The following is a 23284-nucleotide window of genomic DNA, read 5'->3' on the forward strand; positions in this document are numbered from 1 at the left end:
GAAGCCGAAGCCGAAGCCGAAGCCGAAGCCGAAGCCGAAGCCGAAGCCGAAGCCGAAGCCGAAGCCGAAGCCGAAGCGGCTGTGGAACTGACCCAGGAAGAGAACTCCGCGCCGCCGAAAGAAGCGCATCGTGAAGAGCCGCAGCAGGAAGAAAAACGCAGTGGATTCGTCCCCGCTTTGCTCGGCGGTGTGATCGCGGCGGGAATCGGATTTGCAGCTGGCAGCGCGGGCTTGTTCGGATCTGGTGATACAGATGCGCTTACGACGCTTGAGGCGAAGCTCAACGATCAGTCCACTCAGATCGAGGCGCTGACCAAATCCCTGTCCGACACATCTGGCGTCGACAGCAAGATTGCAGCGCTGACCGATCAGGTGACACCGATCACCTCCGACCTAGATACGCTCAAATCCAGTGTCGATGAGCTGGCGGGCAAGATTGATCCTTTGGCCAGCCGCCTAAGTAAAATTGAAAGCGACGCGCTGACCCAAGGCGCGTCCCCCGAGGCCTCGGCAGCCTTTGAGGCCGAACTGAAAAAACTGCAGGACTCACTGGCGGCGCAGCGGGCCGAAGTGGAAAAGATGGTGTCGGACGCACAAGCGCTAGAGGCGAAAGCCTCGGCTGAGGCTCTGGCGGCGACAAACGCGGCGATCCTCTCACGCCTACACGGTCAACTGGATGCTGGTCAGCCTTACGCAGACCTTGTTGCGGAATTGAAGGCTGGCGGCGTTGAGGTGTCAGAGGCGCTTGCCGGTACTGCGGACAAGGGCGTTGCAAGCGTGTCGGCCTTGCGGGCATCGTTCTCACCCGCTGCGCGAGCCGCGTTGGCCGAGGCACGGGATGCGGACAAAGCCACCGGGCTGGTGGCGTTCCTGCAGCGACAGACCGGGGCACGTTCGGTCACCCCACAAGATGGCGATGGCCCGGATGCGATCCTGTCGCGCGCCGAGTCGGCTCTGTCCAGTGGCGACGTCTCGGCGGCCCTGACCGAACTTAAATCCCTGCCCGAAGCGGCGCAGGCAGCTATGGCTGATTGGGAGCAGGCAGCCCAGGCGCGGGTTTCCGCAGTGGATGCCGCCAATGCGCTTCAGCCTAGCGTGAACTCGAACTGAAGGACCTGCCATGCTGTGGTCACTGTTTAAGATTTTAGTTTTTGTTGCGATTATCGGTCTTCTGGCCGTGGGTGCGGGTTCCCTTATGGAAACCAGCGGTGGTGTACAGATCACAGCCGGCGGGACGGAGTATACTCTAGGGCCGTTGCAATCGGTCATCGCGCTGGGTGTTCTGGTTTTTGCAGTTTGGCTTTTGTTCAAGCTGCTGACCCTATTGATCGCCACGCTGAAGTTCCTCAACGGAGACGAAACCGCCCTGTCGCGCTATTTCGACCGCAGTCGCGAGCAGCGCGGGTATCAAGCATTGTCCGATGGTCTGATGGCGCTGGCCTCGGGTGAAGGGCGCGTGGCTTTGAACAAGGCCACCAAGGCGGAACGGCTTTTGAACAAACCCGAGCTGACCAACCTGCTGGTGGCCCAGGCCGCCGAGATGAACGGCGATACCCAAAAGGCGGCTGACACCTACAAAAAGCTGGTGACGGACAATGCAACCCGCTTTGTCGGTGTGCGCGGTATCATGAAACAGAAACTGGCCGAAGGGGATGACGAAACCGCCCGCAAACTGGCCGAAAAAGCCTTGGCCATGAAGCCGCGCCATCTGGAAACACAGGACATTCTGCTGGGTCTGCAGACCAAGGCGCAAGATTGGGCAGGCGCGCGGTCGACATTGACTGCCAAGTTGAAATCCGGCCACCTGCCGCGCGACGTGTTCAAGCGCCGCGATGCTGTGCTGGCCCTGTCCGAGGCAAAGGGAATTCTGGACGAGAACGCCACGGTCGAACAGCAAGAGCGCGCGATTGAGGCGAACCGCCTGTCTCCTGATCTGGTGCCTGCGGCCGCAATGGCAGCGCGCGCTTACATCGAAAAAGGCAAACCGCGCAATGCGACCAAAATCGTGAAAAAGGCGTGGGAGGTGCAGCCGCACCCCGACCTGGCCCATGTCTTTGCCGAGATTGCGCCGGATGAAACGCCACATGAACGGATCAAACGCTTTACTGCGCTGACCCGCATTCACCCTGAGAATATGGAAACCCGTCTGATTTTGGCGGAGCTGAACATCGTGGCCGAAGACTTCCCCGAGGCGCGTCGCGCACTGGGCGATGTGGTCGAAAAGCAGGCGGATGCGCGCGGTTACACGTTGATGGCCGCCATTGAACGGGGCGAGGGGTCCTCGGACGCGGTGGTACAGGGTTGGCTGGCCAAGGCGCTGACTGCACCGCGCGGGCCACAATGGGTCTGCGACAATTGTCATGACATCCAGCCGGAGTGGGCTCCGGTCTGTCAGAACTGCAGCAGCTTTGACACGCTCAGCTGGCAAACACCGCAAACGCCGGAAATCGCAAGCGCGACGGGTGTTCATATGCTGCCTCTGATCGTTGGTGCGTTGGAAGACAGCAGCGAGCCGGAAGCTGAGGTCAAGGTTGAAGTGGAAGACGTCGAGGAACCGGTTGATCCCGAGATCATCGAATTGGATGTGGAACCAGTCCGCCCCGACGTCGAACCCGTGGTCGAGAAACAGGCCTGACGCGCTCGCTATTCCTCAGGCGAGTTCCTGACATAAGTCCAGCGGTACGTCGGAGGTGTGGGGCCTTTGTTGCGGCCACCTTGCTGCATTTGCTCCCACGCATGTGCCAGTATGCCGACTGACCGGGACAGGCAAAACAAACCACGCGCAAGCGGTGGTTCGAACCCAAGCTCTGCGTAGATGACAGCCGTGGCCCCGTCGATGTTCATCGGGACGGGTTTGCCTTTGCGGCGTGCAAGCTCTGCCTCGATATCCAATGCGATTTTCCTGAAACGTCCGTCACACGCGCCGCGTTCTACTGCCTCAGCGACCAGAGCCATCAGTCGCGGTGCGCGTGGGTCGGTCGGTGTGTGAAACCGGTGGCCGAAACCCGGCAGTATCTTTCCGTGGTCGTCGATCCAGTCGTCAATCGCTGCACCGATCCCGCCCGAGTGGGACCCGGCAAAGTGATACAGCTCAACCGCCTGCTCACCGGCGCCGCCGTGGATGTCGCCCAGCATGTTCACCGCGCTGGCCATTGCGTTGTTTAAAGGCAAACCGCAGGTCACAGCCATCCGGGCCGTCGCAATAGAAGGTGCCTGCGGTCCATGGTCCACGGCGGCGACCAGGGCCGCTTCGAACAGATTTGCCTGCGCGGGTAACGGGCGGCTGCCGCGAACCAGAAACCAGATCATTTCAGCGAAACTGAGGTTGCCGATCAGGTCCTCGATGGGTTCACCGCGCAGGGCGATGCGCCCGGGTTCCATGTCAATGATGGATGTGCTCCACCAGTCGGAAACATCGCTCATATCACACCATCCTTGGCCAGCTCCTTGATCTCATCCGGTGACAAGCCAAGTTCGGACCAGATTGAATCGTTGTCCGCGCCCAATTCCGGCGGTGAGACTTTTGGCATATTTCGCTGCCCGTCCATCACCACGGGGCTGCCTGCCAGCTGCATGTCCTCACCATGCACGTGCAGAGATCCAATCAGCCCCCGGTCAGAGAGTTGTTCGTCCGCCAACGCCTCGGGGACTGTCAGCACTTGCCCCGTGGGTACGCCCAAGCCATTCAATTCGCTGACCCACTCGCTCGCGGGGCGCAATTTCAGGGACTTCTCGAGCACATCCCGCAAAGCGTGGCGGTTTCGTTTGCGATCTTCGCGCGTCGCGTAATCGGGGTCATCCAGCAAGTCCTCGCGGCCAAGATGCCGGGTGAGGGCTTGCCATTGTTCATCACGATTGGCGGCGATGTTGATCGGGCTGTCGGATGTGGCGAAGGTACCGGACGGCGCCGAGGTTGTGTTTTCATTGCCATGCGCGCCGGGCATCACACCACCGACAAGGTAGTTGGACACAACCCAGCCCATGGTCGAGATCACGGCCTCGGACATGGCAATATCCAGAAACGCACCGCGCGGCTTTGCGTTCAACGCAGCGCCGATTGCGAAGGCGGCTGTCAGCCCCCCAACCGTATCAGCCAACGGATAGCCAACGCGATAGGGTGCGGTGTCTGGTGCGCCGGTGATCGACATGACCCCGCTGATCCCCTGAACGATCTGGTCATAGGCAGGGTCATCGCGGCGCGGACCGTCCTGCCCGAACCCGCTTATTGCACAATAGATCAAGGTAGAGTTTTCGTTACGCAGAACGTCATACCCCAGACCCAACCGATCCATCACGCCGGGCCGGAAGTTTTCAACCAGAACATCCGCCGTTTTCACAAGCTGCTTTAGCAGAGCCTTGCCCCGACTGGATTTCATATCCAGCGTGACCGATTTCTTCTGCGCGTTCTGCGCCAGAAAACTGACCCCCATACCGGCCTTGTTCCGGTCAGGGTCAGCCCCCAATACACGGGCCAGATCACCGCTATTGGGGCGTTCGACCTTGATCACCTCGGCCCCCATAAGGGCCAGTTGGTAACAACAATACGGGCCAGCAAGCACGTTTGTCAGATCAAGAACCCGAACACCCCTGAGTGGTTCAGTCCCCATCAGCCACACCAGCGGCCCGTGCCCGTGCACGACGTGCGCGGTAGCTGGGCAGCAGAACCAGCAGGACCGCAATGGCAAGCAGTCCCAAGGTCATCGGACGTTCCCAGATAAACGCGATGCCATCATACAGCTGCATCGAGCGCGAAAAGTTATCCTCCATCATGCCGCCAAGGATGAACCCGATCAGCAGGGGTGCCAGCGGATAGTCAGCGAACTTCAAGGCCGTTGCGCATACGCCGAAACCCACCAGGATCAGCAATTCGGTGGCATTGTTCTGCCCGATATAGGCCCCCATCAGTGTGAAGAACAAAATGAACGGGATCAAATAGTTGCGCGGAACGGCCAGCACCTTGGCGATGTAGGGGATCAGCGGCAGGTTCAGGATCAGCAGGACGAGGTTACCGATGAACATCGACATGATCACCGCCCAGAAGATCTGAGGTTCATCCAGCATAAGACGCGGGCCCGGGGTGACGTTCAGGGCAATCAAGGCACCCAGCAGGATCGCGGTCGTTCCGGAACCGGGAATGCCCAGTGTCAGCAGCGGCACGAAAGATCCGGTGCAAGCCGCATTATTCGCTGATTCAGGCGCGGCCAGACCTTTGATCGAGCCTTTGCCGAATTCCTCCTGCTCATCCTTGGGGGCAATGTTCCGTTCCACCGCATAGCCGAGGAAACTTGCAATGGTCGCGCCCGCGCCGGGCAGGACGCCGATAAAGAAGCCCTGCACCGATTGACGGCCGATGACCGGGGTGATGGCCTTTGCCTCGGCCTTGGTAATGCGCAGATCCTTGATCTTGCCGTCATCCCCTTTCAGGTCTTTGGGTTTAAGCACCAGGAACAACGCCTCGGGCAAGGCGAACATCGCCATAGCCAGGGTGATGAAGCCAAACCCGGATTGCAGGTCCATGATGCCCATTGTGAAACGCGGAAGATTGAACAGCGCCCCCTCTCCGACGGTGGCCATGATCAATCCCATGGTCGTCATGATGATGGCCTTGGCCACTTGCCCCGAACCGGCAAAGGCTGCGATGGCCGAAAGACCTACCACCATCAGTGCGAAGTATTCGGCTGAATGGAACAGCAAAGCGACCGAAGACAGTGCCGGAGCAAAGACCATCAGCAAAATGGCACCGATCGTACCGCCTGCGAAACTGGCAATTGCGGCGATGGTCAGGGCCTTGCCCGCCTTGCCCTGCCGGGCCATTGGGTAACCGTCAAAGCTTGAGGCCACGGTCCCCGCGACCCCCGGCGCATTCAGCAGAATGGACGAGGTCGAGCCGCCGAAGATCGCACCATAGTAAACACCCGCCAAAAGGATCAGTGCGGCGGATGGATCGCCCATCGAGATCGCAACCGGGATCATGATCGCGATGATCGACATCGGGCCCAGACCCGGAAGCATGCCGATAAACGTGCCGATCAGGCATCCGGCTACGACCATCAGCAGGTTTTGAATTGAGAATGCCGTTTGCAGGCCGATCAGAAGTCCTTCTAGCATGTCAGCCTCCGAACACGCCCGGCAGGGGGCGCATGTAAATTCCAAGAACTTCCTGAACCAGATACCAGACGGATCCGGTAGCAACGAACGCCACGGGCAGCATGATGTGCCACTTGCGTTCACCCAGAATGAAAGACCCAAGGATCAAAAAACTGGATGTCGCGATCAGAAAACCGACCGGGCGCAGGCACAGGGCATAGACAACCATGAGCACCAGAAGAGAAATTGCCTGACCCAGATGATATTCCCCAAGTCTGCGGTAATCGATATCGGCCTCTTTGACCTCGCTCTTTTCAAAGCCAAGCAGGATGATCGAACACGCGACCACGCCTAGAATAGACAGCACCTTTGGAAATGTGCTGGGCCAGATCGGATTTCTCTGCATGAAAGGAGGAAGACTTCCGTCCATCGTGAACCAGGCGGTGTACCCATACGTTAGGCAAACACCCAATAAAATAAGCGCGATCCAGCGATCCAGCGCCATAACGTCCCCTCCCCTGTATCTTGGTTTTTTGGGACGGCAGAGCGACCAAACGCTCTGCCGTAGATTGCTTTAGAGAAAGCCCAGCTTCTTCATCAGGTCGCTGATCTGCTGTTCCTGGCCTTCCAGAAACGCTTCGAAATCGGCACCCGAGTTGTGGATGTTGACCCAACCGTTACGGGCACGAACCTCTTCCCATTCGGGCGTGTCGTACATCTTGGCGATGGCTTGCTGATAGGCAGCCAGCTTGTCCTCGGGCAGGCCGGGGGCAGCAAAGAATCCACGCCAGTTCACGAAAGTGGTGTCGATGCCCTGTTCTTTCATGGTCTGTGCGTCAGGTGCTGCATCAACGCGTTCCTCTGCGGTCACACCGATGATTTTAACCTCACCCGCGTTGGCCAGATCGACGGCTTCGGAGAAACCGGTCGACAGTGCGGCGATCTCACCCGACAGCAAGGCAGCCATAGCTTTACCGCCCGCGTCATAAGGGATGTACTTCACGCCCAACGCATCCTTGCCTGCAGCTTCCATGACCATTGCGGCAACCAGATGGTCCATGCCGCCAGGAACCGAGCCGCCACCGATCGCGGTTGCGCCCGGATCCGCGTCATAAGCCGCCAGCAGGTCCGCCATCGAGTTGATCGGGCTATCTTTGCCTACAACAATCGCTGCGTAGTCGCCGATTGTGCCCGAGACCAGTGTCAGGTCACGGAAGTTATGCGGGAACACACCGGTCAGCGAGCGGATCACGATAGGCGTTGAGTTGACCATCAGCGTGCCGTGGTTGCTGTCGGCGTTTTCAATCAGGAAGCCGATGGCTTTACCGCCGCCGCCGCCCGACATGTTCTCATAAGACGCTGTACCGACCAGACCAGCATTGGTCAGGGCCTCGCCAGTTCCGCGGGCGGTACCGTCCCAGCCACCGCCGGCGCCGCCGGGGATCAGAAAGTGGATGCTGTCGACGACTTCTTCGGATGCGGCAGGTCCAACCAGACCAATTGCTGCAACAGCTGCGATCAGGGCCCGACGGCCCAGGTTAAATGTTGTCATTATGTCCTCCCATTTGACAACTGGCCGCTCAGCGGCACAGATTATCCTGCACCTAAACACGCCAACCTGACATCAACCTGTCATGTGAAGAGAAACTGTCTGCCGCCCATGAAATTTCTGCTTGTCGAAGACAATCTCGACCTCGCGAATGCGATCAGGTCCCGCATGCAGCTGGATGGCCATGTCGTTGATCACGCAGCAAATTTAGAGGATGCGCGCGCCTTTGTTGCGACCGAAGAATACGACCTTATCCTGCTGGATATCATGTTGCCCGATGGGGATGGCCGCGAGTTCCTAAGGCAACACCGCGCAAGCCGTTTGGACACGCCGGTGATCGTTCTGACCGCGCGCAGTCAGGTTTCGGATCGAATCGGTTCGCTTGATCTGGGGGCGGATGACTACGTCACCAAGCCTTTCGATCATGCTGAACTTGAGGCCCGCTGCCGCGCCGTTCTGCGTCGGAAGTCCGGAAGCGCGAAGTCGACGATTGAAGTTGGTGGAATTATCTTTGATCCAGTTGCTGGTCATTTGACCGTCGATGGTGTCACGCTCTCCCTACGCAATCGCGAGTTGAGAATGATCGAGCTGTTCATAAACGCGCCGGGTCAGGTGTTTTCCAAGCAGAAGCTGGCGGACAGGTTGTTTTCTTATGATGACAACGTGTCGGACAACGCGATTGAGGTCTATGTCGGACGCCTGCGCAAGCATCTTGAAAAATCCGGCATGAAAATCACTACGTTGCGCGGGCTGGGATACAGGTTGGATCATGACGACTAGCCCAACTGTTTCGGGATCACTAAGAAATAGGCTGGTGTTGACGCTGATCGGCGGAGCGGCGGTCCTGGCGATCCTATTGTTCCTGACGGTGCGCAGTTATGCCGCAAAAGTCGCCCAACAGGGACAGGACGATATATTGGGGGCGTCCGTCTCGTCGATCCTTGATGCCGCAGCGCTTAGGGATGGTCACCTAGAGGTGGACATCCCCTATGCCGCGTTTTCCATGCTCAGCACGCCGTCGGATGACCGGGTGTTCTATGCCATTTATCAGGATGGAGAATTCTTGTCCGGATATGAGGATCTGAGCCTCGCAGACGGCCCGATTGAAGGCAGGTGGGCCTTTCAAACCGGTCAGGTCCGCGGCGAGCGTGTCCGACAGGTCAGCGCCAGCCGAACGCTGGTCGGTTTGGGCCGCCAGACCGAGATTGAGGTCGCGTTGGGGCAAACGCAGGACGCGTTATCCGACACGCTGGATCAGATTTCACGCAATGCAGCGTATTTGGGGATCGGGTTCTTTCTGCTGACCGCCGCGCTGTCATTCTGGGTGACATCATCAACGATCGGCCAGTTGAACAAACTGACGACCTCGGTCACACGCAGAGGTCCGCAGGATCTAAGCCCGTTCAAGAAACCCGTGCCAAAAGAGATGGCGCCGCTGGTGACGTCGCTGAATTCGCTCATGGGTCGTCTGGACCAATCGCTTAGCCAATCCGAGGACTTTATCGCCGAAGCCGCGCACCGGGTGCGAACGCCGCTTGCCACCGTCAGGTCTTATGCCGAGGCGACCCTTCACCGCGTGGAACGGGAAGACAACCGCGAAGCCTTGAAGGCCATGGTACGTGCCATCGACGAAAGCTCGCGCGCGGCAGGGCAGTTGCTGGATCACGCGATGATCACCTTCCGAGCGGATCATCTGGAACGGGAAGAGATTGATTTGGTCGTACTGATCCGCGATCTGGTGCAGCGCCTGATCCCGATTGCCGAAATGAAGGAGCTGACGCTTTCATTGTCGGGTGAGCCCTCGGTTCCTTACTCGGGCGACTCGATCCTGATCCAAAATGCTGTGCGAAATATGGTCGATAACGCGATGAAATACGCACCATCTGACAGCGCTGTTGAGATCACGATCATTGCACATCCCGAACCCCAGATTCAGGTGCGCGACTCGGGTCCAGGCTTTCCGCCTGATGAAATCGACACGCTGACGCGACGGTTCGAACGCGGACAGAACGCGGTTGGGACCATCGGGTCCGGTCTGGGGTTGACGATCGCACAGGATGTGGCAACGGCGCATGGGGGCGCATTGATCCTAAAGAACCGGTCAAAGGGGGGCGCATGCGTTATCTTATCGCTCTAGTTTTGTTGGTGGCTCCCTGCCTCGGATGGGCCGACGATTGGGAAGACCGTCTGGTCTTTAATGAAAGCGCCGAAGGTCCGCGCCTTCGGGTGATTTCCAGCACCGATACTGTTTTGTTCGCGCCGGTGATCGAGGGGTTTGTTGCGGAGAACCCCCGGATTAGTGTCGAATACCTCGTTTCGGGAACCGCCGACATCAACCGTCGTGTCCGCGCAACGCCCGATGCCTTCGACGTGATCATCTCCAGCGCGATGGACCTGCAGTTGAAACTGGCAAATGACGGCTTTGCCCTGTCTATCGACGATGTGCCCGTCCCGCACTGGGCGCAATGGCACCACAGCCTTTTCGCATTCACCTCGGAACCCGCGACAATCGTGATAAACCGAACCGCGTTTGAAGGGCAGCCCATCCCCCAGACCCGGCAAAGCCTGATCGAGGCATTGCGCAAACGACCTGAAGAATTTCGGGGCAAAGTTGGCACCTATGACGTGCGCCAATCTGGTCTGGGATATCTGTTTGCAACCCAGGATGCGCGCGCGTCTGAGACGTATTGGCGCTTGATGGAGGTTATGGGCGGCCTGGATGTGCGGCTCTATTGCTGCTCGGGCGAAATGATCAATGACCTAGCGGATGGCTCGATCCTGGTTGCTTACAATGTTCTGGGCAGTTACGCCGCCGTCCGCACCGAGGGCAAAGACGCCCTTGAGGTCGTGTTACCGTCTGATTTTCAAACAATTATGATGCGCACAGCGATGGTTTCGAAAGCCACGCCAGAACCCAAAGCAGCCGAGTTGCTGCTACGTTACCTCGTAACTGAGCGGCCAGCAGTGGCCGAAGAGGCCAGCCCGCTTCCTCTTTTGCAGCCGAGTGATGGTTCTGACGGGCGCGAGACAATCGGTCTTGATCCTGCGTTACTGACCTTTCTTGACGGGTTGAAACGAACAAAGTTCCTTTCCGCTTGGGAAGATGCCGTTATTCAGTAATAAGACCGCCACCTAAGCCTGCCGGGTCGGTAGAAACCGAAACCGGCACCGATGCTGTTGGAATTCCTTTCCAACATCAATTGTCGCAATCAATTCCGTTTGCTAACGTCACCCACGCGTCGGGGAGGGCGTGTAAATCCAAATGTTGGACTATTCTCATAACGCTTGGCTTGTGGCGGCGTCTCTGGCTGTTGCGATGATGGCCGGATTCACCGGGCTTTATCTGACGCATGGGGCCTCAAAACTGGACGATCAGAAACGCAAACTGGTCGTGGCGTTGGCTGCGATCATTCTGGGCGGTGGCATCTGGTCGATGCATTTCGTGGCCATGCTGGGCCTGCAACTGCCGATCCTGTTTTACTACGATGCTTTGATCACTCTGATCTCAGCGCTGGTCGCGATCCTGATGGTTGGCCTTGCGCTGCTGATACTGCATTTCCGCCCCCGCACGATGGGAACAATTGTCGGTGCGGGCGTGATCGTGGGTCTGGGGATTGTTGTTATGCACTACGTCGGCATGGCCGGGATGGAGCTGTGCCGCCCCGTTTACAATCTTTGGGACGTGGTGATTTCGACCCTGGCCTCGGTCGTTTTGTCGGTGCTGGCAATCTGGGTTGCCTATGACAACCGAACGCAGCGCAATATTCTGCTGGGAACGGTGTGTTTCGGGTTGGCGGTCTTCACCATGCATTTCGTCGCCACCGGCCTGACTGATTTTGTCGCAAGCGATACCGCCGGTCGCGCCGGACCTGCGCTAAACAATCAGGTGCTGGCGATGGGGGTCACGGTTTCCGTGTTCCTGATCTGTGGTGCATTCCTGCTAACGGGCATCACCTTCATCGAACCTGCGGCAGCAGAGATATCGCCCAGCGCGCCGGAGCCTGCCCGGGAGCCAGAGCCCACATTGCGGGCCGGGGTTCCATTTGAGCGGGAAGGACAAACCTTTTTCGCCCAGCCTTCCAATATCGCAGCCATCCGGGCCGAAGGGCACTACACCGTTCTCTATATGAACGCCGAGAAACTGTTTTGCCCGTGGTCCATTACCGAAGCTGAATCGCGCCTGGCGCCTGACGGGTTTTTGCGGGCTCATCGCAGTTATCTGGTGAACCCCAAACAGGTCTCGCGGTTCGAGAGGCACAAGGACAACGGCACCTGCTATTTCGATGGTGTCGATGCGCTAGCCAAGGTGCCGGTTAGTCGATCCCGCCTGACGGACATTCGCGAGGCGCTGGGCCTTTGATCGCAGCTCGTGCAGCGCATTCGCATTTCGTGAAATAAGCTGCGCTCTCCGTTTCCACTGGCTGGAACGGATGGCTTCAGCGTTCTTTCCTTACCGCAGGTCCCCCAAGGCATACCGCTTGGACCCAGGGAGGAAAAACATGATACCAGCCGGTTTTGAGTATCACCGGCCAGGCGATATCGCCTCGGCCATTGGCATTTTGCAGGAACACGGAGATGAGGCGCGCGTGATCGCGGGCGGGCACAGCCTGATCCCGATGATGAAGCTGCGCATGGCCGAAATGGGCCACCTAGTCGATCTGCAAGCTATCGAGGAGCTGAAAGGCATCGAGGTTGGTGCCGACACGGTTTCGCTGGGCGCAATGGTGACCCAGCATGAGCTGATCACTCATGACGGCTTGGCTACAGCCATTCCGTTGATCCGAGAAGCCGCGCTGCAGATTGCGGATCCTCAGGTGCGATATGTGGGAACTGTTGGTGGGAATGTCGCCAATGGTGATCCGGGCAATGATATGCCGGGGTTGATGCAATGCCTGAACGCGACGTTCGAACTGTCTGGTCCCGATGGTCGCCGCAGTGTCGCTGCGCGTGAGTTTTATGAGGCCGCTTACTTCACTGCGCGTGACGATGAGGAAATCCTGACCCGGATTTCGATCCCGGTGCCGGGCGCGGGTGTGGGTCAGGCCTATGAAAAGCAGAAACGCAAGATCGGTGATTATGCGACAGCGGCAGCTGCGGTGATGGTTGGCAATGGTCAGGCCTCGGTCGCGATGACCAATCTGGCGGACACACCCGTCTGGTCTGAAAGCGCAAGCAATGCGCTGGCGGATGGGGATGTCAGCGGTTGTGTCGCCGCGATGCTCGAAGCCATCGACCCGGTGGCCGACAATCGTGGCCCCGTCGAATTCAAGAAACACGTGGCCGCTGTGATGCTGCGCCGCGCCATCGAACGCGCGCAAAGCCGCGCGGGTTGAGGGGAGGAACAACGATGTCAAAAATGCACGTAAAACTCACCGTGAACGGCAAGCAGGTCGAAGGCCTGGCCGAGCCGCGCACGCTGTTGATCCATTTCCTGCGGGAAGATTTGAAAATCACAGGCCCGCATATCGGGTGCGAAACCAGCCATTGCGGGGCCTGTACCGTGGATATCGACGGCAAGTCCGTCAAGTCCTGTACGACCTTTGTGGCACAGGTGAACGGGGCCGATATCACTACTGTCGAAGGGCTGACCAATGACGACGGCAGTCTCGGGGTTCTGCAAGAGATGTTCCGCGAACATCACGGGCTGCAATGCGGCTTTTGCACGCCGGGCATGATCACCCGCGCGCATCGTCTTCTGCAAGAAAACCCGAACCCGACCGAGGAAGACATCCGCTTTGGCATGTCCGGCAACCTGTGCCGCTGCACCGGATATCAGAACATCGTCAAGGCGATCGCGGCATCTGCCGACATGCTAAACGCTCAGAAGGAGGCTGCGGAATGAACGACCAGACTCTGACCCCCGAAGAACGCGTCGCCAACCTCAAAGGGATGGGCAGTTCGCGCAAGCGCGTCGAAGATGTGCGCTTTACCCAAGGCAAGGGCAACTACGTCGATGACATCAAGATGGACGGGATGCTGTTTGGCGCCTTTGTCCGCTCTCCCTATGCCCATGCCCGCGTCGTCAGCGTGAACAAAGAGGCTGCGCTGGCGATACCTGGCGTTGTTGCCGTTCTGACCGCCGAAGACCTTGCGCCATTGGGGTTGCATTGGATGCCGACGTTGGCGGGCGACAAGCAAATGGTGCTGGCCGATGGCAAGGTTCTGTTCCAGGGCCAGGAAGTTGCTTATGTCGTCGCTGAAAATCGGTATATCGCGGCGGATGCGGCCGAGCTGGTCGAAGTTGACTATGAAGAGCTGCCCGTTCTGACCGACCCGTTCAAGGCGCTGAAATCAGATGTTGTCCTGCGCGAAGACCTTGCGGGTCAGACAGAGGGCGCACATGGGCCGCGCAAGCATCACAACCATATCTTCACTTGGGAACAGGGCGACAAGGACGCGACCGAGGCTGTTCTGGGTGAGGCAGATGTCGTGGCCGAGGAGATGGTTTATTACCATCGGACCCACCCATGCCCGCTGGAGACATGCGGCTGTGTTGCCTCGATGGATAAGGTGACCGGCAAACTGACGCTCTATGGCACGTTCCAGGCCCCGCACGCGATCCGCACCGTTGTATCGCTGATCTCGGGTCTGGCCGAGCACAATATCCGGGTGATCAGTCCTGATATCGGTGGTGGCTTTGGCAATAAGGTTGGCGCCTATGCGGGCTATGTCTGCTCGGTTGTCGCCTCGATTGTCACCGGCCAGCCAGTGAAATGGGTCGAGAACCGGATGGAAAATTTGATGTCCACCGCCTTTGCCCGCGACTACTGGATGCAAGGCAAGATAGCTGCCACGAAAGACGGCAAGATCACCGGCTTGTGGTGCCATACGACAGCGGATCACGGCGGGTTTGATGCCTGTGCCGATCCGACCAAATTCCCGGCAGGGTTCATGAACATCTGCACCGGGTCTTATGACATCCCCACTGCTTATCTGGCTGTGGACGGGGTCTATACTAATAAGGCCCCGGGCGGTGTGGCCTATCGGTGTTCCTTCCGGGTGACCGAGGCTGCCTATTTCATCGAACGTATGATCGAGGTTCTGGCCATCAAGCTGAACATGGACGCGGCCGAACTGCGTCGGATCAACTTTATCCGCAAAGATCAGTTCCCGTATCAGTCCGCGCTGGGCTGGGAGTATGACTCGGGCGATTATCACACCGCGTGGGACAAGGCGCTGAAGGCCGTCGACTATGAAGGCCTGCGGGCCGAGCAGGCGCAACGGATCGAGGATTTCAAGGCTGGAAAAACTCGCAAATTGTTGGGGATAGGTCTGACGCATTTCACCGAAATCGTCGGCGCCGGACCGGTCAAGAACTGCGATATCCTCGGGCTGGGTATGTTCGACTCGTGCGAGATTCGCATCCACCCGACTGGCTCTGCCATCGCGCGGCTGGGGACGATCAGTCAGGGTCAGGGCCACGCAACGACCTTTGCCCAAATCATAGCCAGTGAGATCGGGCTTCCTGCGGACGATATCACGTTGGAAGAAGGCGATACTGATACTGCACCGTACGGGCTTGGCACCTATGGGTCTCGGTCGACGCCGGTTGCCGGGGCTGCGACAGCCATGGCCGCGCGCAAAATCCGCGCCAAGGCGCAGATGATCGCGGCCTATCTGCTCGAGGTCCATGACAATGATGTCGAGTGGGATGTCGATCGGTTTGCCGTCAAAGGCGCGCCTGAGCGGTTCAAGACCATGAAAGAGATCGCTTTTGCCGCCTACAACCAGGCGATTCCGGGGCTGGAGCCCGGTCTGGAGGCCGTCAGCTACTATGACCCGCCAAATATGACTTACCCGTTCGGGGCCTATATCTGTGTCATGGAGATCGATGTGGATACCGGTGAATGGGATGTTCGGCAGTTCTATGCGTTGGACGATTGCGGCACGCGGATCAACCCGATGATCATCGAAGGGCAGGTCCATGGTGGGGTGACCGAAGCGCTGGCCATCGCGATGGGGCAGGAGATTGCCTATGATGAGATGGGCAATATGAAGACCGCGACGCTGATGGATTTCTTCCTGCCGACCGCATGGGAGACTCCGAACTACACCACCGATCACACGGTCACGCCATCTCCGCACCACCCGATCGGTGCAAAAGGTGTGGGTGAAAGCCCGAATGTGGGCGGTGTGCCCGCGTTCTCGAACGCGGTGCATGATGCGTTCCGGCCCTTTGGGTTGGTGCAAAGCCATATGCCGCATGATCATTGGCGGATCTGGAAGATCGCCAACGGGTTGGGGATGCACGGGTAAACGGTTTCGAACCGGCTTTTGCCGGTCCGACCGAACGGAGGGGGTTCTACCCCCTCCGAACCTCCCCCAGGATATTTTTGGCCAGATGAAGATTGGATCCTGGTTTTGACTTTGAGTGATGTTCAGAACGGATTGGCTGCGCAGGGTTATGTTTCCGATGACCGGTTGTCGATGGCGCTGCATTTGGCACAGCACCTTGGGCGGCCATTGTTGTTGGAAGGTCCTGCTGGCGTTGGAAAGACTGAAGTGGCCAAGGCCCTGGCCGCGTGGCAGGACGCCCGGTTGATCCGGCTGCAATGTTATGAAGGGCTCGATGCCAGTCATGCCATTTATGAATGGAACTATCAGCGTCAGCTTCTTGCGATCCGAGCGAGCGAGGCGCAGGGTGGAACGAGCGAAGCGCAGCTTTTCTCAGATGAATATCTGCTGAAACGACCTTTGTTAGAGGCCATTTCGCAAGATGTCCCTCCGGTTCTGCTGATTGATGAAATTGACCGGGCCGACGAAGAATTCGAGGCGTATCTGTTGGAAATCCTCTCGGATTTTCAAATCACAATTCCCGAACTGGGTACAATCCCGGCGCGTTCAAAGCCGATCGTTATTCTGACGGCGAATGGCACGCGGGATTTGTCCGATGCGCTGCGCCGCCGATGTCTGTACAGTTTCCTCGACTACCCATCGCGTGAAACCGAAATGGCGATCCTGAAAGCCCGCATGCCCCAAGTTGAAGGGCAGCTGGCGCGCCAGATTGTTGGCGTCGTGCAGGCTTTGCGCAAAGAAGACTTGGAGAAGACTCCCGGCATTGCCGAGATGCTGGATTGGGCGGCAGCCCTTTCAGGATTGGGTGTCAACGACATGGCGCAGTCCCGCGAAGAGGTTCAGGCGACTCTTGTCTGTCTTCTGAAAACCGCAGCCGATTATGACGCGGCCCCGCCTGAAGTGATGGATCGCCTGATTGGAAAGGTGGCGTGATGCAGGTCACCCGGTTCCCTTCTCGTGCCTCTGGTCTGGCGGATCGCATGTTTGGTTTCATTGCACATTTGCGGATGAACGGGATGCGCGTCGGACCGGCAGAGACCGGGGATGCATTGGCGGTGCTGGCGGAAGTCGAGGCGACGGATTTGCCGCAGGCCAGACAAGCGCTGTGTGTCTTGCTGGCCGGTGATGCGGAAGACTGGCGACGGTTTGATGATCTTTTCGATGCATATTGGCTAAATGCCGGGAAACAACGGATCGGAGTGGCGCAAACCGCGCATGTTCGGGTGCAATCCGCTAAGCCGATGATCTGGCAGCAAGAAAGCCATGACATTCAGGAAACCAGTTCCGATTCAGATCAGGACGCAACCCCTGATCCGGGCGACGGGGAGGCCGTGGGGAGAGACGGTAAGCTGATTGCGACCCGTACCGCCAACCTGTCGCGTCGGGATTTGCGTGAACTGATGGATGAAGACGCACTGAAGCAGGCCGAACAAGCGGCGACAGCGCTGGCGCGCGCCATCCGCGACCGCCGCTCGCGCCGACGGAAAAAAGCGCTAAGGGGGCCTGCTTTGGACATGCGCCGTATACAGCGCGCCAGCCTTGCACGAGGCGGCGAACCGATGGACCTGTATCGTCGCGCCCGCCCACCGCGTCCGATGCGGATCGTTGCACTGTGCGATGTAAGCGGTTCGATGACGGTATATTCGCGCGTCTTTCTGGCCTTCCTGAAAGGCTTGATTGGCACAGGAACCGAAGCGGACGCATATCTGTTCCATACGCGCTTGATGCGCGTCACGGATGCGTTGCGCGACCACGATTCGCTGCGCGCAGCAGGGCGGTTGTCGTTGATGGCTGAAGGGTTTGGCGGAGGCACGGATATCTCAGGCAGTCTTGAGCATTTTCTAAATGGATATGGCGCGCGCGCACTGAACGGTCGGACCATCGTACTGATCCTGTCTGACGGGTATTGCAGCTCGGACCCGCAAGCGCTGGGCGTTGTATTGGCCCGGATTCGACGCAAGGCCCGGCGGATCGTCTGGCTGAACCCGCTGAAGGGCTGGCGCGACTACCAGCCTATCGCGGCCGCAATGCAGGCCGCTGAGCCGTATCTGGACGCGCACCTGCCCGCAAACACGCTTGAGGCGCTGGCGGCGCTAGAGCCGCAATTCCGTAAGCTGTGAAAGGAGCCCACATGGCAAGCTTCGACATATTCGACACGATTGAGCAGCTGCGCAAAACTGATGAAGCCTTTTGCGTGGCCACGGTGTTGCGGACTGCGGATGCAACCTCGGCCAAAGCCGGAGGCAAAGCTGCAATTGCGAAAGACGGGCGTATCCTGGGGCATTTGGGTGGCGCTTGCGTTCAACGCGCGGTCCGGGCCTCGGCCCAGCAGGCGTTGGCCAGTGGTTCGCCGCAAATGATCCGGGTCAAACCTTCGGAAAAGGTGGTGAACATGGCCGATCCTGATGGCATTCAGACGTTCAAAAGCGGCTGCCCGTCCGGCGGTACTGTCGATCTGCTTGTCGAGCCGTATCAGCATGCACCGCGATTGGTGATTTTTGGCGAGTCTCTGATTGCAGTGGCACTGGCAGCCCATGGGGCACTGGCCGGGTTTCGCGTGTGTCTCAGCGATGCGTCAGAGACAGAAGGTGACTTTCAACGGTTCACTCTGGATTCCGTCCAGGACCTAGGGGTCGAGCCGCGGGATTTCGTTGTCGTGGCCTCGCAAGGACAGAGGGATGCCGCCGCGCTGGCCGCGGCGCTGCAAACGGACGCCAAACGTGTATCGATGGTGGCCAGCCATCGCAAAGCCGAAACGCTGGTGGCCAAACTGATAGCGCAAGGTTTGGACCCGATACGAGCTGCTCGCCTTAAATCGCCAGCGGGTCTGAACATCCACGCGATCGACCCGCATGAGATCGCCGTGTCGATCCTGGCAGAAATTGTGCTTTGGCGAAACAGTGACAAATCCAAAACGGAGTCCCATGATGAGAAACGTGCTTAAACGCCTGAGGTCCCTGTGGCCCGCGCGTCCCGAACAAACTCCGGAAGAGGCGACAGAGACCGCACTTCTGGTTTATCCAAGATGTTGTTGAACAAAGGAAAGTTGAATGGAACTGAGTGACGAAGTCCGCATTTCTGCGCCGCGGGATGTGGTATACAAGGCTCTGAATAACCCCAAAATCCTGCAGGAGTGCATCCCAGGGTGCGAAGAGCTGATCCAAAATTCACCAGAAGATCTGGAAGCCAAGGTGGTCTTGAAAATCGGCCCCGTCAAAGCCCGGTTTGCGGGCGCTGTGACGCTAGACACCGCCAATGCACCGGACGGGTTTTCCTTGACCGGGGAAGGCAAGGGCGGCGCCGCCGGATTTGCTAAGGGCGGTGCAGACGTGACGCTAACCGAAGATGGGGACGAAACTGTTTTGGCTTATACTGCCAAGGTCGAGGTTGGTGGAAAAATCGCGCAACTGGGCAGCCGCCTAATCGCTGGTACGGCGAAAAAGCTGTCGGGCAAGTTCTTTACCCGTTTTGGCGAAGTTGTTTCAGAACAATCCGTTACTTAAGGCGCGTGACAGGGCCGGTGAATGGACCGGCCCGCGTCAGATCACATCCCACGAAAATGCAATTCCGGTGAGAGAACATCAAGGCTTTAATTTTAAAGGAATTTGGTGCCCAGGAGAGGACTCGAACCTCCACGTCCATACGGACACTAGCACCTGAAGCTAGCGCGTCTACCATTCCGCCACCTGGGCAGGTGTCTTGGAGGGGCGTTTAAGCCCACTGGCAGGGAGGGTCAACCAGATTCGGGAAGATTTTTGAAAGTTTTTTTCGCGCATTCAAATTCAGCTTGAATTGGTTGGTCTTTTCACTGACGCGCGGCGTTATTGCGCCTTGTTTGACAAGGCTCAGGGCGCTAGATCGATAGAGGACCCACAAGCAGGAGCCCTCTCATGTCGAAAATGGTCACGATTTATGGCGGATCGGGATTTGTCGGCCGGTATATTACGCGGCGCATGGCGAATGAAGGGTGGCGTGTCCGTGTGGCGGTTCGGCGTCCGAATGAGGCGATGTTTGTCAGACCCTATGGTGTGGTCGGCCAGGTCGAACCCATTTTGTGCAACATCCGTGATGATGCCTCGGTCGCTGCTGCAATGCACGGGTCAGACGCGGTTGTGAATTGCGTCGGTGTTCTGAACGAGTTGGGCAAAAACGCCTTTGACGCCGTGCAGGCCGATGGGGCCGAGCGGATCGCACGATTGGCGGCCGAACAGGGCATTTCTCGGATGGTTCATATCTCGGCCATCGGCGCGGACGCTGAGTCCGACAGTCAGTATTCGCGAACCAAGGCGCATGGAGAGGCCGGTGTACTGACCCATATGCCCAACGCAACGATCCTGCGTCCGTCCGTCATTTTCGGAACCGAGGACCAGTTCTTCAACCGGTTTGCCGGGATGACCCGGATGGGACCTTTCCTGCCGCTGGTCGGAGCTGAAACCAAGTTCCAACCGGTCTATGTGGATGACGTGGCCAAGGCCGCAGTTCAAGGTGTCCTGGGCCAAGCTGAAGCCGGTGTGTATGAGCTGGGCGGGCCAGAGGTAAAAACTTTCCGCGCGTTGATGCAGCAGATGCTTGATGTGATTTACCGACGCCGAGTGATCATCGGAATGCCCTTCTTTGTGGCCCGGATCATGGCGGGCGTGTTGGACATCTTGAAGTTCGTCAGCTTCCAACTGTTCCCGAACCACATCCTGACGCGCGATCAGCTGAAGAACCTGCGTCGCGACAATGTTGTGTCCGACGGGGCCAAAGGGTTCGCCGATCTTGGGATTGAGCCAGCGACGCTGGAATCCGTGCTGCCGGATTACCTGTGGAAGTTCCGCCCTTCGGGTCAGTACGACGACATCCAGAACTCGGCCAACAATCTGCGGACCTGATCAGCTATAGGCGATTACAAGCAGGATGGCGCCCAGGATCACGCGGTAGATGACATAAGGTGTAAAGCTGACACTGCGCAGCAGGCGCATCATCAGGGTCAGAGCCAGCAGAGCTGAAATAAACGCAAAGAATGCCGCTATTGCCCCGTCTCGGGCCAATTGGGCGTCTGCTTCGCGGATCACATCGACCGATAGCAAAACGCCTGAGGCAAGAATGGTCGGGATCGACATCAACATCGCGATCCGCGCGCCATCCTCGCGCGTGTAGCCCAGTTGGCGCGCTCCGGTGATGGTGATGCCTGATCGGGAAGTTCCGGGTATCAGGGCGAGAACCTGCCACAGCCCCATGATCAGCGCATCACGCAGGCCCCATTCGCTTGCTTGTTTGGTTTGCGGTCCTTTTTGATCGGCCCAATACAGAACGAGGCCAAATACCAGCATTGTCCAGCCGATGACCGCCATTGACCGAAACGCCTCGATCAGACCTGTATTGAACAGGATAGCCCCGACAATCACGGTGGGAATCGTGGCGATGATCAGACCCATGGCCAGCTGCGCCTGTGGTGTGTCGACCTGTCCGATCAACGCCCGCGGCAGTCCGGAGACGGCCTGTTTCACATCGGACCAGAAATACAGAATCACAGCGCCCAAAGTGCCCACATGCACGGCCACGTCGATGGCCAGACCTTGATCGTCCAGCCCGGTCAGGCTGGGTAGCAGTATCAAATGGCCAGATGAAGAGATCGGCAAAAACTCAGTGATACCCTGAATAATCGCCGCGAGAATCAATTGAAAAAGACCCATCTGCCCCGCCGTGTTGTGGTCACGTCCTTGTTTGCTCAATGGGTATAAGTGCGCTGTGGAAAAGGAAAGCATGCATATAGGTCCGAATCGGAACTAAAAATCATGTTAAATTTCAAATCGCCACCAAATTTCTCACCAAATTTCGAAATTAGGTCAGTACAGTTGACTTTTCATCCGATCCTGCATCTCTTAAAGAGACGTGACCAAGCCAATTCATGGAGTTTGACCCGTGGCCAAGCAACCGATGCTGAAATTTGTGCAGATCGACCGCGTCATGCCCGAAAAGCGTGCCGCCGATGACCGCAGAGAAGATTTTGATGAAATCTACGCCGAATTCGCAGCAGAGAAGGCCAAGGAGCAAGCCAGCCGATGCAGTCAGTGCGGCGTTCCATATTGTCAGTCGCATTGCCCGCTGCACAACAATATCCCTGACTGGTTGCACCTGACCGCGACAGGTCGTCTGGAAGAAGCTTATCAAACCAGTCAGGCCACCAACACATTCCCCGAGATTTGTGGCCGAATCTGCCCGCAGGACCGCCTGTGCGAGGGCAACTGCGTGATCGAGCAATCGGGCCACGGCACGGTCACCATTGGCACGATTGAGAAATACATCACCGACACCGCGTGGGACAAAGGCTGGGTGAAACCCACCGCTCCGGGTGCCGAGCGCAGCGAAAGCGTTGGCATCATCGGTGGCGGCCCCGGCGGCCTGGCTGCGGCGGACATGCTGCGTCGGACGGGCATTCAGGTCACCGTCTATGATCGTTATGATCGCGCAGGTGGTCTGCTGATGTACGGTATTCCCGGCTTTAAGCTGGAAAAAGACATCGTTCAGCGTCGAAATGACCTGCTGGCCGATGGCGGGGTCGAGTTTGTGCTGAACTGCGATGTGGACGCCGCCAAGTTCGAAGAAATTCGCTCCAAGCATGATGCGGTGATCATTGCGACAGGCGTGTACAAATCGCGCGATCTGTCCATGCCCGGCAGCGGTCTGGCTGGAATCGAAAAAGCCATCGATTTCCTGACCGCCTCGAACCGCAAAAGTTTTGGCGATGACGTCGAAGATTTCGACAATGGCCGCCTGAATGCCGAAGGCAAGAATGTGGTCGTTATTGGTGGCGGTGATACCGCGATGGATTGTGTGCGGACCTCGATCCGGCAAGGTGCCACGTCGGTCAAATGCCTCTATCGCCGTGACCGGGCGAACATGCCGGGTTCGCAGCGTGAAACCCAAAACGCTGAGGAAGAAGGCGTGGTGTTCGAATGGCTGAGCGCACCCAAGGGCTTTACCGGCGACGACACCGTCGCAGGCGTGATGGTGCAGAAGATGCGTCTGGGCCAGCCCGATGCGACCGGCCGTCAGGCACCAGAGGTGATCGAAGGCGCGGATTATGTCGAAGATGCCGATCTGGTGATTAAGGCGCTGGGCTTTGAGCCCGAGGATCTGCCCACCCTGTTCGGCCAGCCCGACCTGCCCGTCACCCGTTGGGGCACCGTCAAGGCAGCGTTCGAGACTGGCGCGACCGAGATGGACGGCGTCTTTGCCATTGGTGACATCGTGCGCGGAGCCTCTTTGGTGGTCTGGGCCATTCGTGATGGTCGCGACTGCGCCGATGCGATTATTGATCGCTTCAACGCCAAGGCTGCCATCGCAGCCGAATAACCCTAGCCCAGC

General features: G+C 58.3%; 21 protein-coding genes and 1 tRNA gene. 15 read left to right on the top strand and 7 right to left on the bottom strand.

Features of this window, described 5'->3' with window-relative positions; all coding sequences use genetic code 11:
* Nucleotides 1-1110, top strand: a 1110-nt coding sequence (locus AC2FIS_RS22035) for a COG4223 family protein (RefSeq protein WP_496775416.1), incomplete at its 5' end; no start/stop codon positions are given.
* Nucleotides 1111-1120: 10 nt separating this feature from the next.
* The gene (locus AC2FIS_RS22040; protein WP_496775418.1) at nt 1121-2635 is read left to right on the top strand and encodes a heme biosynthesis protein HemY; all 1515 of its coding nucleotides are present in this window, start codon (nt 1121-1123) and stop codon (nt 2633-2635) included.
* 8 nt (nt 2636-2643) lie between these two features.
* Here the strand turns inward: AC2FIS_RS22040 and AC2FIS_RS22045 are convergent, their stop codons facing one another.
* The 5 genes from AC2FIS_RS22045 to AC2FIS_RS22065 all read right to left on the bottom strand — a co-directional run bounded on the left by AC2FIS_RS22045 (nt 2644) and on the right by AC2FIS_RS22065 (nt 7639).
* Nucleotides 2644-3423 carry a citryl-CoA lyase gene (locus AC2FIS_RS22045; RefSeq protein WP_496775419.1) on the bottom strand — a complete coding sequence of 260 codons (780 nt, stop codon included), beginning with the start codon at nt 3421-3423 and terminating at the stop codon, nt 2644-2646.
* The gene (locus tag AC2FIS_RS22050) at nt 3420-4607 is read right to left on the bottom strand and encodes a CaiB/BaiF CoA transferase family protein (protein ID WP_496775421.1); all 1188 of its coding nucleotides are present in this window, start codon (nt 4605-4607) and stop codon (nt 3420-3422) included. The genes AC2FIS_RS22045 and AC2FIS_RS22050 overlap by 4 nt, the downstream gene beginning before the upstream one ends.
* Entirely contained in the window at nt 4597-6108 is a 1512-nt protein-coding gene (locus AC2FIS_RS22055; RefSeq protein WP_058275183.1) for a tripartite tricarboxylate transporter permease, read from the bottom strand. Before AC2FIS_RS22055 ends, AC2FIS_RS22050 begins: the two co-directional genes overlap by 11 nt.
* A 1-nt stretch (nt 6109) precedes the next feature.
* Nucleotides 6110-6592 carry a tripartite tricarboxylate transporter TctB family protein gene (locus AC2FIS_RS22060; protein WP_058275184.1) on the bottom strand — a complete coding sequence of 161 codons (483 nt, stop codon included), beginning with the start codon at nt 6590-6592 and terminating at the stop codon, nt 6110-6112.
* 69 nt (nt 6593-6661) lie between these two features.
* On the bottom strand, nt 6662-7639 hold the full coding sequence (locus AC2FIS_RS22065) for a tripartite tricarboxylate transporter substrate binding protein (protein WP_058275185.1): 978 nt from the start codon (nt 7637-7639) through the stop codon (nt 6662-6664).
* Nucleotides 7640-7747: 108 nt separating this feature from the next.
* On the opposite strand from AC2FIS_RS22065, the gene AC2FIS_RS22070 reads away from it, so the two are divergent.
* The 11 genes from AC2FIS_RS22070 to AC2FIS_RS22120 all read left to right on the top strand — a co-directional run bounded on the left by AC2FIS_RS22070 (nt 7748) and on the right by AC2FIS_RS22120 (nt 19434).
* Nucleotides 7748-8416: a response regulator transcription factor gene (locus AC2FIS_RS22070; protein WP_496775422.1), complete on the top strand. Its 669-nt coding sequence runs from the start codon at nt 7748-7750 to the stop codon at nt 8414-8416.
* Nucleotides 8406-9773: a sensor histidine kinase gene (locus AC2FIS_RS22075; RefSeq protein WP_058275187.1), complete on the top strand. Its 1368-nt coding sequence runs from the start codon at nt 8406-8408 to the stop codon at nt 9771-9773. The genes AC2FIS_RS22070 and AC2FIS_RS22075 overlap by 11 nt, the downstream gene beginning before the upstream one ends.
* Nucleotides 9752-10756 (top strand): ABC transporter substrate-binding protein, encoded by a 1005-nt coding sequence (locus tag AC2FIS_RS22080; protein WP_496775425.1) that lies wholly within the window; start codon nt 9752-9754, stop codon nt 10754-10756. The genes AC2FIS_RS22075 and AC2FIS_RS22080 overlap by 22 nt, the downstream gene beginning before the upstream one ends.
* A 142-nt stretch (nt 10757-10898) precedes the next feature.
* A complete protein-coding gene (locus tag AC2FIS_RS22085) occupies nt 10899-11996 on the top strand; it encodes an MHYT domain-containing protein (protein ID WP_496775427.1) in 1098 nt (365 codons plus the stop codon).
* 139 nt (nt 11997-12135) lie between these two features.
* On the top strand, nt 12136-12969 hold the full coding sequence (locus tag AC2FIS_RS22090) for an FAD binding domain-containing protein (protein WP_282171100.1): 834 nt from the start codon (nt 12136-12138) through the stop codon (nt 12967-12969).
* 14 nt (nt 12970-12983) lie between these two features.
* Nucleotides 12984-13478, top strand: a complete 495-nt coding sequence (locus tag AC2FIS_RS22095; RefSeq protein ID WP_109313028.1) for a (2Fe-2S)-binding protein — start codon at nt 12984-12986, stop codon at nt 13476-13478.
* Nucleotides 13475-15892 (top strand): aerobic carbon-monoxide dehydrogenase large subunit, encoded by a 2418-nt coding sequence (locus AC2FIS_RS22100; protein WP_496775432.1) that lies wholly within the window; start codon nt 13475-13477, stop codon nt 15890-15892. The genes AC2FIS_RS22095 and AC2FIS_RS22100 overlap by 4 nt, the downstream gene beginning before the upstream one ends.
* 105 nt (nt 15893-15997) lie before the next feature.
* A complete protein-coding gene (locus tag AC2FIS_RS22105) occupies nt 15998-16864 on the top strand; it encodes an AAA family ATPase (RefSeq protein WP_496775434.1) in 867 nt (288 codons plus the stop codon).
* Entirely contained in the window at nt 16864-18051 is a 1188-nt protein-coding gene (locus tag AC2FIS_RS22110; RefSeq protein ID WP_496775436.1) for a vWA domain-containing protein, read from the top strand. The genes AC2FIS_RS22105 and AC2FIS_RS22110 overlap by 1 nt, the downstream gene beginning before the upstream one ends.
* A gap of 11 nt (nt 18052-18062) precedes the next feature.
* Nucleotides 18063-18875 (top strand): XdhC family protein, encoded by an 813-nt coding sequence (locus tag AC2FIS_RS22115; protein WP_496775438.1) that lies wholly within the window; start codon nt 18063-18065, stop codon nt 18873-18875.
* Nucleotides 18876-18981: 106 nt separating this feature from the next.
* Entirely contained in the window at nt 18982-19434 is a 453-nt protein-coding gene (locus AC2FIS_RS22120) for an SRPBCC family protein (RefSeq protein ID WP_496775440.1), read from the top strand.
* Nucleotides 19435-19537: 103 nt separating this feature from the next.
* On the opposite strand, the gene AC2FIS_RS22125 is transcribed toward AC2FIS_RS22120, so the two are convergent.
* Nucleotides 19538-19623, bottom strand: a tRNA-Leu gene (locus tag AC2FIS_RS22125).
* Between the two features lie 198 nt (nt 19624-19821).
* Here AC2FIS_RS22125 and AC2FIS_RS22130 point away from each other — a divergent pair.
* A complete protein-coding gene (locus AC2FIS_RS22130) occupies nt 19822-20805 on the top strand; it encodes a complex I NDUFA9 subunit family protein (protein ID WP_496775441.1) in 984 nt (327 codons plus the stop codon).
* Here AC2FIS_RS22130 and AC2FIS_RS22135 read toward each other — a convergent pair whose 3' ends face one another.
* Nucleotides 20806-21609, bottom strand: coding sequence for an undecaprenyl-diphosphate phosphatase (locus tag AC2FIS_RS22135; RefSeq protein WP_496775443.1), 804 nt, complete (start codon nt 21607-21609; stop codon nt 20806-20808).
* A gap of 229 nt (nt 21610-21838) precedes the next feature.
* Here AC2FIS_RS22135 and AC2FIS_RS22140 point away from each other — a divergent pair, with 229 nt between their 5' ends.
* On the top strand, nt 21839-23272 hold the full coding sequence (locus tag AC2FIS_RS22140; protein WP_496775446.1) for an NAD(P)-dependent oxidoreductase: 1434 nt from the start codon (nt 21839-21841) through the stop codon (nt 23270-23272).
* Nucleotides 23273-23284: the final 12 nt, after the last annotated feature.

Source organism: Ruegeria sp. CDSB113 (assembly GCF_059611045.1).

Bases quoted from the DNA above. Each gene is read 5' to 3' on its own strand.
- AC2FIS_RS22040 (WP_496775418.1), top strand. From the start codon at position 1,121: ATGCTGTGGTCACTGTTTAAGATTTTAGTTTTTGTTGCGATTATCGGT.
- AC2FIS_RS22045 (WP_496775419.1), bottom strand. From the start codon at position 3,423: ATGAGCGATGTTTCCGACTGGTGGAGCACATCCATCATTGACATGGAA.
- AC2FIS_RS22050 (WP_496775421.1), bottom strand. From the start codon at position 4,607: ATGGGGACTGAACCACTCAGGGGTGTTCGGGTTCTTGATCTGACAAAC.
- AC2FIS_RS22055 (WP_058275183.1), bottom strand. From the start codon at position 6,108: ATGCTAGAAGGACTTCTGATCGGCCTGCAAACGGCATTCTCAATTCAA.
- AC2FIS_RS22060 (WP_058275184.1), bottom strand. From the start codon at position 6,592: ATGGCGCTGGATCGCTGGATCGCGCTTATTTTATTGGGTGTTTGCCTA.
- AC2FIS_RS22065 (WP_058275185.1), bottom strand. From the start codon at position 7,639: ATGACAACATTTAACCTGGGCCGTCGGGCCCTGATCGCAGCTGTTGCA.
- AC2FIS_RS22070 (WP_496775422.1), top strand. From the start codon at position 7,748: ATGAAATTTCTGCTTGTCGAAGACAATCTCGACCTCGCGAATGCGATC.
- AC2FIS_RS22075 (WP_058275187.1), top strand. From the start codon at position 8,406: ATGACGACTAGCCCAACTGTTTCGGGATCACTAAGAAATAGGCTGGTG.
- AC2FIS_RS22080 (WP_496775425.1), top strand. From the start codon at position 9,752: ATGCGTTATCTTATCGCTCTAGTTTTGTTGGTGGCTCCCTGCCTCGGA.
- AC2FIS_RS22085 (WP_496775427.1), top strand. From the start codon at position 10,899: ATGTTGGACTATTCTCATAACGCTTGGCTTGTGGCGGCGTCTCTGGCT.
- AC2FIS_RS22090 (WP_282171100.1), top strand. From the start codon at position 12,136: ATGATACCAGCCGGTTTTGAGTATCACCGGCCAGGCGATATCGCCTCG.
- AC2FIS_RS22095 (WP_109313028.1), top strand. From the start codon at position 12,984: ATGTCAAAAATGCACGTAAAACTCACCGTGAACGGCAAGCAGGTCGAA.
- AC2FIS_RS22100 (WP_496775432.1), top strand. From the start codon at position 13,475: ATGAACGACCAGACTCTGACCCCCGAAGAACGCGTCGCCAACCTCAAA.
- AC2FIS_RS22110 (WP_496775436.1), top strand. From the start codon at position 16,864: ATGCAGGTCACCCGGTTCCCTTCTCGTGCCTCTGGTCTGGCGGATCGC.
- AC2FIS_RS22115 (WP_496775438.1), top strand. From the start codon at position 18,063: ATGGCAAGCTTCGACATATTCGACACGATTGAGCAGCTGCGCAAAACT.
- AC2FIS_RS22120 (WP_496775440.1), top strand. From the start codon at position 18,982: ATGGAACTGAGTGACGAAGTCCGCATTTCTGCGCCGCGGGATGTGGTA.
- AC2FIS_RS22130 (WP_496775441.1), top strand. From the start codon at position 19,822: ATGTCGAAAATGGTCACGATTTATGGCGGATCGGGATTTGTCGGCCGG.
- AC2FIS_RS22135 (WP_496775443.1), bottom strand. From the start codon at position 21,609: ATGGGTCTTTTTCAATTGATTCTCGCGGCGATTATTCAGGGTATCACT.